12 protein-coding genes are annotated in these 12,415 nt (G+C 66.3%); 7 read left to right on the top strand and 5 right to left on the bottom strand.

Annotated elements, in window-relative coordinates; all coding sequences use genetic code 11:
* The first annotated feature begins 358 nt into the window (after positions 1 to 358).
* The 6 genes from JEY66_RS18295 to JEY66_RS18270 all read left to right on the top strand — a co-directional run bounded on the left by JEY66_RS18295 (position 359) and on the right by JEY66_RS18270 (position 6,647).
* Positions 359 to 1,276 carry an ABC transporter permease subunit gene (locus tag JEY66_RS18295; protein ID WP_018272404.1) on the top strand — a complete coding sequence of 306 codons (918 nt, stop codon included), beginning with the start codon at positions 359 to 361 and terminating at the stop codon, positions 1,274 to 1,276.
* A 10-nt stretch (positions 1,277 to 1,286) separates the two neighbouring features.
* Positions 1,287 to 2,612 (top strand): high-affinity branched-chain amino acid ABC transporter permease LivM, encoded by a 1,326-nt coding sequence (gene livM / locus JEY66_RS18290; protein WP_026192977.1) that lies wholly within the window; start codon positions 1,287 to 1,289, stop codon positions 2,610 to 2,612.
* On the top strand, positions 2,609 to 3,442 hold the full coding sequence (locus JEY66_RS18285; RefSeq protein WP_016843131.1) for an ABC transporter ATP-binding protein: 834 nt from the start codon (positions 2,609 to 2,611) through the stop codon (positions 3,440 to 3,442). Before livM ends, JEY66_RS18285 begins: the two co-directional genes overlap by 4 nt.
* Complete coding sequence (locus tag JEY66_RS18280; protein WP_018272406.1) at positions 3,439 to 4,188, top strand: ABC transporter ATP-binding protein; 750 nt, start codon at positions 3,439 to 3,441, stop codon at positions 4,186 to 4,188. Before JEY66_RS18285 ends, JEY66_RS18280 begins: the two co-directional genes overlap by 4 nt.
* 166 nt (positions 4,189 to 4,354) lie before the next feature.
* Positions 4,355 to 5,473 (top strand): branched-chain amino acid ABC transporter substrate-binding protein, encoded by a 1,119-nt coding sequence (locus JEY66_RS18275; RefSeq protein ID WP_018272407.1) that lies wholly within the window; start codon positions 4,355 to 4,357, stop codon positions 5,471 to 5,473.
* A gap of 178 nt (positions 5,474 to 5,651) precedes the next feature.
* Positions 5,652 to 6,647 (top strand): P1 family peptidase, encoded by a 996-nt coding sequence (locus JEY66_RS18270; RefSeq protein ID WP_016843134.1) that lies wholly within the window; start codon positions 5,652 to 5,654, stop codon positions 6,645 to 6,647.
* A 126-nt stretch (positions 6,648 to 6,773) separates the two neighbouring features.
* On the opposite strand, the gene JEY66_RS18265 is transcribed toward JEY66_RS18270, so the two are convergent.
* Positions 6,774 to 7,571, bottom strand: a complete 798-nt coding sequence (locus JEY66_RS18265; protein ID WP_016843135.1) for an EF-hand domain-containing protein — start codon at positions 7,569 to 7,571, stop codon at positions 6,774 to 6,776.
* Positions 7,572 to 7,823: 252 nt separating this feature from the next.
* On the opposite strand from JEY66_RS18265, the gene rpe reads away from it, so the two are divergent.
* Complete coding sequence (gene rpe, locus JEY66_RS18260; protein ID WP_018272408.1) at positions 7,824 to 8,525, top strand: ribulose-phosphate 3-epimerase; 702 nt, start codon at positions 7,824 to 7,826, stop codon at positions 8,523 to 8,525.
* Between the two features lie 13 nt (positions 8,526 to 8,538).
* Here the strand turns inward: rpe and JEY66_RS18255 are convergent, their stop codons facing one another.
* The 4 genes from JEY66_RS18255 to JEY66_RS45145 all read right to left on the bottom strand — a co-directional run bounded on the left by JEY66_RS18255 (position 8,539) and on the right by JEY66_RS45145 (position 11,834).
* Positions 8,539 to 10,017, bottom strand: coding sequence for a serine/threonine protein kinase (locus tag JEY66_RS18255; RefSeq protein WP_018272409.1), 1,479 nt, complete (start codon positions 10,015 to 10,017; stop codon positions 8,539 to 8,541).
* Between the two features lie 5 nt (positions 10,018 to 10,022).
* Entirely contained in the window at positions 10,023 to 10,763 is a 741-nt protein-coding gene (locus tag JEY66_RS18250) for a metallophosphoesterase family protein (protein ID WP_018272410.1), read from the bottom strand.
* Between the two features lie 346 nt (positions 10,764 to 11,109).
* The gene (locus tag JEY66_RS18245; RefSeq protein ID WP_016843140.1) at positions 11,110 to 11,703 is read right to left on the bottom strand and encodes a TetR/AcrR family transcriptional regulator; all 594 of its coding nucleotides are present in this window, start codon (positions 11,701 to 11,703) and stop codon (positions 11,110 to 11,112) included.
* Complete coding sequence (locus JEY66_RS45145) at positions 11,700 to 11,834, bottom strand: hypothetical protein (protein ID WP_016843141.1); 135 nt, start codon at positions 11,832 to 11,834, stop codon at positions 11,700 to 11,702. The genes JEY66_RS18245 and JEY66_RS45145 overlap by 4 nt, the downstream gene beginning before the upstream one ends.
* Between the last annotated feature and the right edge of the window lie 581 nt (positions 11,835 to 12,415).

The raw sequence follows: 12,415 nt of genomic DNA, 5'->3' as shown, positions 1-12,415 counted from the left end.
CTTTGCTGTCATCAAGCTGGGGACAACGCGCACGTCGCAAGCGCGGTTGCTCGGGGAACAAGGGTTCCGGCGTGATCATTGCAAGGCAAGGCCATGTCGGCCCTGTGACATCGGAACCGCATCCGCCAAACTAGTTATGTACAAGCCCTTTCTGCTGCTGCCACGCTGTTGCCGCGGCCGGGGTTCCACTGTTAGAAAACGACACGACGCGACGGATCAGGCTGCCGGGGCCCTCGCCGCGTCACCCTCGACGTGGCGTTTTCGAGCGAAGTGGGAACCGGTTCGCGTGAAGCAAGCGCGTCCAGATCAACACGAGAGCCTGGTCGGTTCTCAACCGAACAGGCTCTGACGGCAGCGTATGGATTATTTCGCCCAGCAATTGATCAACGGCCTCGTGCTCGGTTCGATCTACGGCCTGATCGCCATCGGCTACACGATGGTCTACGGCATCGTCGGCATGATCAATTTCGCGCATGGCGACATCTTCATGATCGGCGGCTTCATCGCGCTGATCTCGTTCCTGGTGCTGGTGTCGCTCGGCCTCACCGCGATCCCCCTGATCCTCCTGATCGTGCTGCTGGTCTCGATGGCGATCACCGCGCTCTATGGCTGGACCATCGAGCGCATCGCCTACCGGCCCTTGAGGCATTCGTTCCGCCTCGCGCCGATGCTGTCGGCGATCGGCATGTCGTTCGTGCTGACCAACTTCTCGCAGGTGTCGCAGGGCGCGCGGGTGAAGCCGGTGCCGCCGATCATCACCGGCGGCTACACGCTGCATGAAGGCTCCCAGGGCTTTGCTGTGCAGCTCTCCAACATCCAGATCATGGTCGTGCTGGCCACCATCGTCGTGCTGGCGCTGTTCACCTGGCTGGTCTCGCGCACCCGGCTCGGACGCGACATGCGCGCCTGCGAGCAGGACCAGACCATGGCCGCGCTGCTCGGCGTCGACGTCGACCGCACCATCTCGATGACCTTCGTGATCGGCGCCGCGCTCGCCGCGGTCGCAGGCATGATGTATCTCTTGTATTACGGCCTGGTCGATTTCTTCATGGGCTTCGTCGCCGGCATCAAGGCGTTCACCGCCGCGGTGCTCGGCGGCATCGGCTCGCTGCCGGGCGCGATGCTCGGCGGGCTCGCGATCGGCCTGATCGAGACGTTCTGGTCGGCCTATTTCTCGGTGGAGTACAAGGACGTCGCCGCGTTCTCGATCCTGATCGTGGTGCTGATCTTCATGCCGACCGGCCTGCTTGGCCGTCCCGAAGTCGAAAAAGTCTGACAGGCACTTCGTGAGCGCGACCTCAGCCCGCCCCTCGCACGCCGCGCAGCCCTCGGGCAGCGCCTTCATTCTCAAGAAAGCCCTGATCAGCGCCCTTGTTGCGCTGGTGCTGTTCTCGCTGATGATCGGCGTTCGGACCGAGGCCGGGCCGCAGGGCGGCTTGATCTACTGGACGCGGTTCGGCGACCTCGCAGCCCTCGTCGGCGCGGTGTTCGGCGGCAGCATCGTCGTCGAGCTGCTGCGGCAATGGTGGGGACCGGTCGACAAGGACCGCATCGTGCCGAAGCCGGTGCAATCAGCGATGTCGTTCGCCGGCCGCTGGCTGGCGCCGGCGCTCCTGGTGTTCACCTTCCTCGTGCCTGTCATCTTCTACAACCAGCGCTACATTCTCGACCTGTCGATCCTGGTCCTGACCTATGTGATGCTGGGATGGGGATTGAACGTCGTGGTCGGCCTCGCCGGCCTGCTCGACCTCGGCTATGTCGCGTTCTACGCGGTCGGTGCCTATTCCTACGCGTTGCTTGCCACCAATTTCGGATTGTCGTTCTGGGTCTGCCTGCCGCTTGCCGGCATCCTGGCGGCGTTCTGGGGCGTGCTGCTCGGCTTCCCGGTGCTGCGGCTGCGCGGCGACTATCTCGCGATCGTGACGCTCGCCTTCGGCGAGATCATCCGCCTCGTCATCATCAACTGGCAGAGCCTGACCGGCGGCCCCAACGGCGTGTCGGGAATTCCCCGCCCGACCATGTTCGGCATTCCGCTGACGGCGGGTGATGACGGGCTCGCCGCCAAGCTCGGCATCGAATTCTCACCGACCCACCGCCTCGTCTTCCTGTTCTACCTGATCCTGGCGATGGCGCTGATCACCAACTGGGTGACGATCCGGCTGCGGCGGCTGCCGATCGGCCGCGCCTGGGAGGCGCTGCGCGAGGACGAGGTCGCCTGCCGCGCGCTCGGCATCAACACCACGACCACCAAGCTGACGGCGTTCGCGACCGGCGCGATGTTCGGCGGCCTCGCCGGCGCGTTCTTCGCCACGCGGCAGGGCTTCATCAGCCCGGAATCCTTCACCTTCCAGGAATCGGCGCTGGTGCTGGCGATCGTCGTGCTCGGCGGCATGGGCTCGCAGCTCGGCGTGGCGCTCGCCGCGCTGACCATGATCGGCGGCTTCGAGCTGTTCCGCGGCCTCGATCAATACCGCATGCTGGTGTTCGGCATGGCGATGGTGCTGCTGATGATCTGGCGGCCGCGCGGGCTGATCGGCCATCGCGCACCGACCGTGTTCCTGGAACGCAACCAGGCGATCTCGTCCGACCTCGTCAAGGAGGGCCACGGATGAGCGGCGACCACATCCTCACCGTCGACCGCCTGATGATGCGCTTCGGCGGCATCGTCGCGGTCAACGAGCTGTCCTTTGCGGCCGAGCGACGCAAGATCACCGCGCTGATCGGGCCGAACGGCGCCGGCAAGACCACCGTATTCAACTGCATCACCGGGTTCTACCGGCCGAGCGGGGGCGCGATCCGCCTCGCCCATGACGACGGCCGCACCATCCAGCTCGAGCGGCTGAACGATTTCCGCATCTCCAAGCAGGCCAAGGTGGCGCGCACCTTTCAGAACATCCGGCTGTTTCCCGGCATGACCGCGCTGGAAAATCTGATGGTCGCCCAGCACAACGCGCTGATGCGCGCCTCGGGCCTGACCCTGCTCGGGCTGCTCGGCCTGCCGTCCTGGCGCGAGGCCGAGCAGCGCGCCATCGATCTGGCGCGGACCTGGCTCGCGCGCGTCGGCCTGCTCGACCGCGCCGACGATGCAGCGGGCAACCTGCCCTATGGCGACCAGCGCAGGCTCGAGATCGCGCGCGCGATGTGCACTGAACCTGTGCTGCTCTGTCTCGACGAGCCGGCAGCGGGACTGAACGCGCGCGAGAGCGGCGGGCTGAACGAGCTGCTGCTGTCGATCCGCAACGAACAGGGCACCTCGATCCTCCTGATCGAGCACGACATGTCGGTCGTGATGGAGATCTCCGATCACGTCGTGGTCATGGATTACGGCGTCAAGATCGCCGAGGGCACGCCGCAGACGGTGCGCGACGATCCCAAGGTGATCGCCGCCTATCTCGGCGCCGACGAGGAAGAGGCGATCGCCGTGATGGAGAGCGGCACGTGAGCGCGGCACAGGCAACGACACCCCTGCTCGCGGTGCGCGGCGTGCGCGCGGCGTATGGCAAGATCGAGGCGCTGAAGGGCGTCGATATCGAGATCAATCGCGGCGAGATCGTCGCCCTGATCGGCGCCAACGGCGCCGGCAAGTCGACGCTGATGATGACGATCTTCGGCCGGCCGCGCGCCCGCGCCGGCGCGATCGAGTTCGACGGCCGCGACATCACCGGCGTGCCGACCCACGAGATCGCGCGGCTGCGCATCGCGCAATCGCCGGAGGGCCGGCGGATCTTTCCGCGCATGAGCGTCGCGGAAAACCTGCAGATGGGCGCCGATGCCACCGAATGCAGCGAGGCCGAGCGCGCAGCCGGGCTGGAGCGGGTGTTCGCGCTGTTCCCGCGCCTGAAGGAACGCGTCGCACAACGCGGCGGCACGCTGTCGGGCGGCGAGCAGCAGATGCTGGCGATCGGCCGCGCCCTGATGAGCCGGCCCCGCCTGCTGATGCTGGACGAGCCCTCGCTCGGCCTCGCACCGCTGATCGCGCGCCAGATCTTCGACGCCATCCGCACGCTGAACCGGCAGGACGGCCTCACCGTCCTGATCGTGGAGCAGAACGCCAACCATGCGCTGAAGCTCGCCCATCGCGGCTATGTCATGGTCAACGGACTGATCACGCTGGCCGGAACCGGCGCCGAATTGCTGCAGCGCCCGGAAATCCGCGCCGCCTATCTGGAAGGCGGCCGCCGCGGCTAGCTGCGCGTTCCGTGCCGCCACCGCGAGCAGGATGCAGCTGATGCAGCGTCGATTTGCCTGAAAATTGCCGGTGACTTCGCCGCGAAATCAGCTGAGAATGCCCGCGGTTTTGGGGCCCGGCGCGCCGGGCCCTTCCGCAAGAGGCAACGACCACGAGGGACGTCTCATGAAATCACTGAAGCTGATCGGCCTGGCATTGGGCGCTTCGTTCGCATTCTCGGCGAGCGCGTTCGCGCAAGACATCACCATCGCAGTCGCGGGCCCGATGACGGGCTCCGAATCCGCCTTCGGCCGGCAGATGAAGAACGGCGCCGAGCAGGCGGTCGCCGACATCAACGCCGCCGGCGGCGTGCTCGGCAAGAAGCTCGCGCTGGAAGCCGACGACGATGCCTGCGATCCGAAGCAGGCGCGCTCGATCGCGGAAAAGATCGGCTCTTCGAAGATCCCGTTCGTGGCCGGCCATTTCTGCTCGTCGTCCTCGATCCCGGCCTCCGAGGCCTATGCCGACGCCAACGTGCTGCAGATTACCCCGGCCTCGACCAACCCGCTGTTCACCGAGCGCAAGCTCTGGAACGTGGCGCGCGTCTGCGGCCGTGACGACCAGCAGGGCCTGGTCGCCGCCGACTACATCATGAAGAACTACAAGGGCAAGAACGTCGCGATCCTGAACGACAAGACCACCTACGGCAAAGGCCTCGCCGACGAGACCAAGAAGGCGCTGAACAAGGCCGGCTTCCAGGAGAAGATGTTCGAGTCCTACAACAAGGGCGACAAGGACTTCAACTCGATCGTCTCGCGCCTGAAGCGCGACAACATCGATCTGGTCTATGTCGGCGGCTACCATCAGGAAGCCGGCCTGATCCTGCGCCAGATGCGCGACCAGGGCCTGCAGACCGTGCTGATGGCGGGCGACGCCATGAACGACAAGGAGTTCGCCTCGATCACCGGCCCCGCCGCCGAAGGCACGCTGTTCACCTTCGGCCCCGACCCGCGCAACAAGCCGACCGCGAAGGCGATCGTCGAGAAGTTCAAGGCCAAGAACATCGACCCCGAGGGCTACACGCTCTACACCTACGCCGCGATGCAGGTCTGGACGCAGGCCGTCGCCAAGGCCGGCTCCACCGACGCCAAGAAGGTGATGGACACCATCAAGGCCGGCGAGTGGGATACCGTGCTCGGCAAGATGGCCTTCGACGCCAAGGGCGACATCAAGGCGATCGATTACGTCGTTTACAAGTGGGACGCCAAGGGCAACTACACCGAGATCAATCCGAAGGGCTCTTGAGCCTCTCGCGCGTCTGATCCAATCAGAGATACGAGAACGCCCCGGTCCGCCGGGGCGTTTTTTTGACCGGATGCCTGCAAGTCTTACCGCACGTCTCCGTCCGCCCGCGCCCGACGGTTGATGCATCCGTCGCGGCTGCTATACCGGATCGATCGGACAGCAGGCGGATGGACCCATCGTGAAAAACCTTCTCACCGATATTGCCGGCGTTGCCGTCGGCCATGCCGACGATCCAACGGTCGCCTCCGGTGTCACCGCCATCCTGTTCGAGCGGCCGGCGGTCGCCTCGATCGATGTCCGCGGCGGCGGTCCCGGCACCCGCGAGGAAGCGCTGCTGTCGCCGCACAACGTCGTCGAGGCGATCGACGCCATCGCGCTGTCCGGCGGCTCGGCGCACGGGCTCGATGCCGCCGGCGGCGTGCAGGCCTGGCTCGCCGAGCGCGGCCGCGGCTTCCGCATCCGCGACGCGGTGATCCCGATCGTGCCGGGCGCGATCTGCTTCGACCTGCTCAACGGCGGCAACAAGGCGTGGGGACGCTTTCCGCCCTATCGCGATCTCGGCTACGCGGCGGCCAATGCCGCCTCTGATGCCTTCGAGCTCGGCAGCGTCGGCGCTGGCCTGGGCGCGACCACGGCCAATCTGAAGGGCGGCCTCGGCTCGGCGTCCGACGTGACCGACGACGGCGTGACGGTCGCGGCGCTCGCGGTGGTCAACGCGGTCGGCAGCGTCACGGTCGGCAGCGGCCCCTGGTTCTGGGCGGCGCCGTTCGAGGTCGGCGGCGAGTTCGGCGGGCGCGGCCTGCCGCCCGCGTTCACGCCGGACATGCTGAAGGCGAGGCTGAAGGGCGGCGCCGACGCCAGCGCCGCCGAGAACACCACCCTCGTCGTCGTGGTGACTGATGCGCAGTTGACGAAGCCGCAGGCGCGGCGGCTTGCGATGATCGCGCAGACCGGCATGGCGCGCGCGATCTATCCCGTGCACGCCCCGCTCGACGGCGACGTGGTGTTTGCCGCCGCGACCGGCGCCAAGCCGATCGATCCGCTGTTCGGCCTCACGAGGCTCGGTGCGCTCGCCGCCAACACGGTGGCGCGCGCCATCGCCCGCGGCGTCCATTCAGCGACCGCGCTGCCATTCGCCGGCGCGCTGCCGAGCTGGCGGGACAAATTCGGCTAGATCATCGCGCTTCTGGCTCTGCCGTCATTGCGAGCGAAGCGAAGCAATCCATCTGTCCGCACACGTGGACAGATGGATTGCTTCGTCGCTCCGCTCCTCGCAATGACGGAAATTACCAGTCTCGTCTTAGGCGCTGACGGAAATCGCGGCGAAGTCCTGCGCGGAGATCGCCTTCGCCTGGCGCTGGATCAGCTGTTCGACGATATTGTAGGACGAGGCCGCGTTGAGGGTCACGGAGGACGCGGCCGGCGTCGTCATCGACACCTTCGAGCCGTCGGCGTAGGTCGTCGTCGTGGTGGTCGAGCCGTCGCTGTTGGTCACCGACGTCGCGGTCGCGCCGTCCAGCGCCTGCATCAAGGGATCGGAGCTCGATCCGCCCGCGCCGCTGCCGGAGCCGGATCCATCGGTCGAGCCACTGGTCATGTGATGGCGATGATGGCCGCCGCTCTTGTGGCCCTGCAATGCCTGGGACATCTCGTCGAGGCTGACGCTGCCGTCGCCATTGCTGTCGAGCTTGGAGAACACGTCGTCGGCCTGCGCGGTGTTGGTGCCGCCGGCGCCGAGCGCGTTCTCGAATTCGGACTGGGTGATCTTGCCGTTGCCGTCGGCATCGATCTGCGAGAACAGGTCCTTGAGCGCATCCGAGCGGCTGGCTGCCGTCGCGCTGTTTGAAACCGCGGTCTGCGACTGGCTTTGCGCGGAAATCAGCGCGCCCATGGTCAGCGGCGAAATCTGCGCGGAGCCGCTGCCCGAGCCGGTACCGGTGCTGCTGCCGGTCGACGTCGAGGTACCGGTCGAAGGGGCGAACAGGCCGGTGGTCTGCCCTCCCTTACTGGAGCTGCCGGTCTGGGTCGTCGACTTCGACGACATCAGCGAGCTCAAGAGGTCAATGGCCGACGACGCAGCGCCAAGGGCGAACAGCATGGCAATACTCCAACCGGGCCGCGCCTTGGCGGCTCAAACGCTGGTCAGTGGCCGAGCAAGGGGCGTGCCATGGCAAAAACCCAGTAAAACCAGGCTCCCCGCGTCGAAACGGGTTCCGCGCACCCGGCAAGAGCTGCCGCCGGCGGAAGAATTTTCCGGTCGCGGAGCGCCGTCCGCTCGCATTGCCCGTCACGCGTCCGCATGTTAGGCGGACTCACCCGTCGCCCCCTGAAGTCTTCCGGAACAGCTGACATGACTCAGTCATTCACCCCGCGTCCCCTCGTTATCGCTCCGTCGATCCTGGCGTCGGATTTCTCAAAGCTCGGCGAGGAGGTCCGCGCCGTCGACCAGGCCGGCGCCGACTGGATCCATCTCGACGTGATGGACGGACATTTTGTGCCGAACATCTCCTACGGCCCCGACGTCATCAAGGCGATGCGGCCGCACACCAGGAAGATCTTCGACGCCCACCTGATGATCTCGCCCTGCGACCCCTACCTGGAGGCGTTCGCCAAGGCGGGCTGCGACCACATCACGGTGCATGCCGAGGCCGGCCCGCATTTGCACCGCTCGCTGCAGGCGATCCGCGCGCTCGGCAAGAAGGCCGGCGTCTCGCTCAATCCGGCAACGCCGGCGAGCGCGATCGAATATGTGCTCGACCTGATCGACCTCGTGCTGGTCATGTCGGTCAATCCCGGCTTCGGCGGCCAGGCCTTCATCCGCTCGGCGATCGGCAAGATCAGCGACGTCAGGGCGATGGTCGCGGGCCGCCCGATCGACATCGAGGTCGACGGCGGCGTCGCGCCCGACGTCGCGGGCCAGCTCGCGGCCGCCGGCGCCAACGCCTTCGTCGCGGGGTCCGCCGTGTTCAAGGGCGGCACCGTCGAGGCCTACAAGGCCAACATCGCCGCGATCCGCCATGCGGCGGCCGAGGCGCGCGGCGAAGCAATCTGATGATCCGGAGAAACTAGAACAACGCGGGCGGCGTGACCGCGGCATTGGCCGCCTGGTCCGCCGCTTCGCCGCCCTCGCCGTCGTCCGCTTGCGAGGCCAGCCGCGACGGCCGCACCACGGTCACCGTGCACGACGCTTCCCCCGCGACCCTGGCGGACACGCTGCCGAGCAGCGCACGCCGCAGCGAGTTCTGCCGCGCGCCGATGATGATGTGGTCGACCAGATTGACCGCTGCGAATTCCAGGATCGCGGCGGCGGGATCGATCGCCTCCAGCACATGCACGGTCAGCCGCCCTTCCTCGAGCCCGAACGGCCGCGCCCAGTGCTGCAGCGCCACCAGGCGGTCGACATGCTTGTTCTGGCCCTGCTCGTCATGGCTGCTGTCGATCGCCAGGCGATTGAGCTTCAGCACGTTGACGCAAGCGAGCCGCGCCGACGGCGAGGTCGACAGCACCCGCTCGGCGGTGACGCGGATGGTGTCGTTCAGCGCCTCGGCCCCCTCGCCGACATCGAGCGCGACGGCAACAATCGGGCTCGCGGCGAGCTGGGCTGCGACATCAGACTTCGGCCGCGGCGGCACCGCGCCGAGATTGAAACGGCGGCGCCAGACCGTGCCGAGCGGATCGCGGCTCAGCCGCTGCGCCCGCGCCGTCAGCTTCACCTGATCGGGATGGCCGAGATCGAAGGCAAGCTGCGCCGCGGTCGGATAGCGCGCCACGGGATCGATCTCCAGGCAGCGCAGCACGATCTCCTGCAGCCATGGCGGATAGTCGGGCTTCAGCTGGCGCGGCGGATAGGGGTCACGCCACAGCCGCCGGCGCATGCCGCGCAGGCTTTCGGTCTCGCCGAACGGGCGGACGCCGGTGGTGAAGAAATAGAGCAGCACGCCCAGCGAAAATAAATCGCTGCGCGGATCGTCGCGTACGCCGAGCAGGCGCTCCGGCGCCATGTAGGGCGCGGTGCCGTAGGGCAGGCGAAACTCTTCCTGCAGCAGGTCGGGCAGATGCCGGTGATGCGAGAGGCCGAAATCGATCAGCACCGCCTCGCCGCGCTCGCGGAACATGATGCTGCTCGGCTTGATGTCGTGATGGATGACGTTCTGCCGATGCAGGCTGGCGAGCGCAGTCGCGACCTTGCCGCCGATCACCCTCACCTCCTCATACGGCATCGGCAGCTCGCCGAGCCGCTTGTAGAGCGTCTGCCCGGGGATGCGCTCCATCACCACATAGGCCTGGCGCTCGAAGTCGCCGGTGCCAAAACAGGCCGGCACATGCGGCCCCGACAGCCGCGGCAGGATCATCTGCTCCATCTCGAAGCTGACGATCGCGGCCGGATCCTCGCCCTCCGAGGTCAGCGGCACCTTCATCAGCAGCGGCACGGTGATGCCGGGATGGGTGACGCTCCACAGCGTTGCCATGCCGCCGCGGTGCACGCGTTCGCCGATGGTGAAGCCATCGATGTCGGCACCCGCCTGCATCGCCAGCGCCGCCATCGGCATCACCGGCCGAGCGGCAGACGGTCGGCGAGCCAGTGCGGCAGGCCGTTCGCCTTGATCAGCGCCGCCGCGGTCGCGACGTCGTAGGGCACGCGATGATAGATGATCTCGCGGCTTATGGTGTCGAACATCGCAAACGACGCTGCGGGATCGCCGTCGCGCGGCTGGCCGACCGAGCCGAGCACCGCAAGCCAGCGCCGCCCCGGCAGCAACTGAACAGCGATGCCCGAAGTCGGAACGAAGCTCGTCATCTTGGCGGTCGAGGACATCGAATAGAGGCCGGGACGATGGATGTGGCCGCAGAACGTGATCTGCAGCTCGGTTGCCATCATGCTGCGCGCGGCGTCGGCGGTGTCGCGAACATAGCGCCATTTCGTGGGCTCCGAAGCTTCGGAGTGCACGTAGAGCCTGTTGTCCTCCTCTCGCGACATCGGAAGCCCGGCGAGGAACTGCTTCTGCTCGCCGCTGAGCCGGCCGCGGGTCCAGTCGATCGCGGCCTTCGCCTCGGCATTCATGGTGTCGCTCGGCACGCCGATCGCATTGTCATGATTGCCGCGCACCGCGATCGCACCCTTGGCGACGAGGTCGATCACCGTATCGACGGCCCATTCGGGATCGGCGCCATAGCCGACGATATCGCCGAGACAGATCAGCCGCTCGGCGCCGCGCGCATGCGCAGCGTCGAGGCAGGCGGCGAAGGCCTGCCGGTTGGCGTGAATATCGGCGAACAGTGCAAGCCGCATCGTGGTCCGCGTTGCTGATCCCTGTCCGATATCAAGCACACGCGGCCCCGGGCTCGCAATCGGGCCGAGGGTGGCAGCGAAAGCCAGTTGGCACGCGACCGCGCAATCTCCACGGTCACAGCCCGCGGTTTACCCCTCTCCCCAACCCTCCCCCGCAAGGGGGGAGGGAGCCCGACCGGCATGCTCACCTGACTGAGTTACAGTCTGGGCACGGCGTCGCGGATTCAAAACGTCGGTAACGGATGTGAGGGGAGCATTAGCGGATGGGTTCCCTCCCCCCTTGCGGGGGAGGGTTAGGGAGAGGGGTGCCGCTTGCTCCGTTGTGTGAAGAAGCGCGAGCACCGAGCTACTGCTTGCAGACCCGCAGGCCCTTCAGCAGCAGGGCCAGCAGCGCGTCGATCCGCGACGGGCATTCGGGCTTGGCCCATTCCTCGGCATGCGCCGGGTGATGGTAGCGGACGGTGGCGTCGAACACGGCACGCGCGGTCGCCTTCACATTGTCGATCTCGAACACGCCCTGCGCGACACCGTCGGCCAGGATTTTCGCGATCAGATCGACCTGCTTGTCCTTGTAGGCTTCCACCACTTCGCGCGCGTCCTGCGCCAGCGCAAGGTAGGTCGCGAACATCTCGGGATCGTCGCAGACTTTCTTCTGCTTGATCGAAAAGGCAGTGCGCAGCCATGTCTCCAGCCGTTCCGGCGCCGGGCCTGAGCCGGCTGCGATCTTGCACAGCGGCTCGTTGGCGCGGTCGAGCCAGCGCTTGGCGACAGCATCGCGCAGCGAGGCCTTGCTGGGGAAGTGACGGTAGACGCTGCCGTGGCTGACATCCAGCGCACGGGCAACGTCGACAACGGTGGCCTTGCTCAGCCCAAAGCGCCTCAAGACATCCTCAGTTGCCTCGAGGATCCGCTCGGGTGTCAAAACCACCGCCTCGTTCATGCGTTTACCGTCTGGTTATCGCTGTCCTGCCCGCGGGTGAACTTGGCGGCCTGGGCGGCCAGGTGGCGGGCGACGCGAAGATTGAGCCACTGTTGAATCTGGGCGGTCAATTGAAAGATTTCTATGGTCATGGAGGTAGTCCTTCGAGGTAGTCAAATTAAGTCCGGCTCCCCGGCCAAACGCCGGAACAGCCACTGGGCGCCCTCCTCCCTTGGGGCTGATCAGTATATACACCATCTCGCTGACAGATTTCAATATCTGTCAGACAATATTTTGTGAAATGACAGCCGTGGCCCCCCGGAAGGGCCCACCCCTGGCTTATGGACGCTACAACGTTCCGTGAGCAGCCAGGGCGATCTGCCAGTCCGCGCCTATGTCTCGTTCAGGGCTACCCAGGAGAGGTTTGCATGGACCGGCCAATGACCTTGAAGGAGATCGCCAAGATCACCGCGGGCGCGGTGGTCTCGCTCGTCATTGTCGGGTGGCTGATGGTTCTCGCGATCGCATTTCTGACGGTGCTGTAAGCCCGCCCCGCCGCGCCGGCCTCTCACCGCGCCTTGCCGCGGAATCGAAAGGGGCCGCTTCACGCAGCGGCCCCTTTGCCGGGAAAAATGGCTTGGGGATAAAATCTAGCCCCGGTTAATCCCAAGACTACACACTTCAGGGAATTGAGGAATTCCGGATGATTACTGTCCATCCCGCTGACTGATTA

Source organism: Bradyrhizobium elkanii USDA 76 (genome assembly GCF_023278185.1).
Taxonomy (GTDB): Bacteria; Pseudomonadota; Alphaproteobacteria; order Rhizobiales; family Xanthobacteraceae; genus Bradyrhizobium; species Bradyrhizobium elkanii.
The sequence above is the reverse complement of the archived record's forward strand: the minus strand, read 5'-3'. Positions and strand labels throughout refer to the sequence as shown.

What these genes read in the sequence shown, in the direction of transcription:
- JEY66_RS18245 (WP_016843140.1), bottom strand. Translation starts at nt 11,703, where the DNA reads ATGAACGAGGCGGTGGTTTTGACACCCGAGCGGATCCTCGAGGCAACT.
- rpe (WP_018272408.1), top strand. Translation starts at nt 7,824, where the DNA reads ATGACTCAGTCATTCACCCCGCGTCCCCTCGTTATCGCTCCGTCGATC.
- JEY66_RS18275 (WP_018272407.1), top strand. Translation starts at nt 4,355, where the DNA reads ATGAAATCACTGAAGCTGATCGGCCTGGCATTGGGCGCTTCGTTCGCA.
- JEY66_RS18255 (WP_018272409.1), bottom strand. Translation starts at nt 10,017, where the DNA reads ATGGCGGCGCTGGCGATGCAGGCGGGTGCCGACATCGATGGCTTCACC.
- JEY66_RS18285 (WP_016843131.1), top strand. Translation starts at nt 2,609, where the DNA reads ATGAGCGGCGACCACATCCTCACCGTCGACCGCCTGATGATGCGCTTC.
- JEY66_RS18265 (WP_016843135.1), bottom strand. Translation starts at nt 7,571, where the DNA reads ATGCTGTTCGCCCTTGGCGCTGCGTCGTCGGCCATTGACCTCTTGAGC.
- JEY66_RS18250 (WP_018272410.1), bottom strand. Translation starts at nt 10,763, where the DNA reads ATGCGGCTTGCACTGTTCGCCGATATTCACGCCAACCGGCAGGCCTTC.
- JEY66_RS45145 (WP_016843141.1), bottom strand. Translation starts at nt 11,834, where the DNA reads ATGACCATAGAAATCTTTCAATTGACCGCCCAGATTCAACAGTGGCTC.
- JEY66_RS18295 (WP_018272404.1), top strand. Translation starts at nt 359, where the DNA reads ATGGATTATTTCGCCCAGCAATTGATCAACGGCCTCGTGCTCGGTTCG.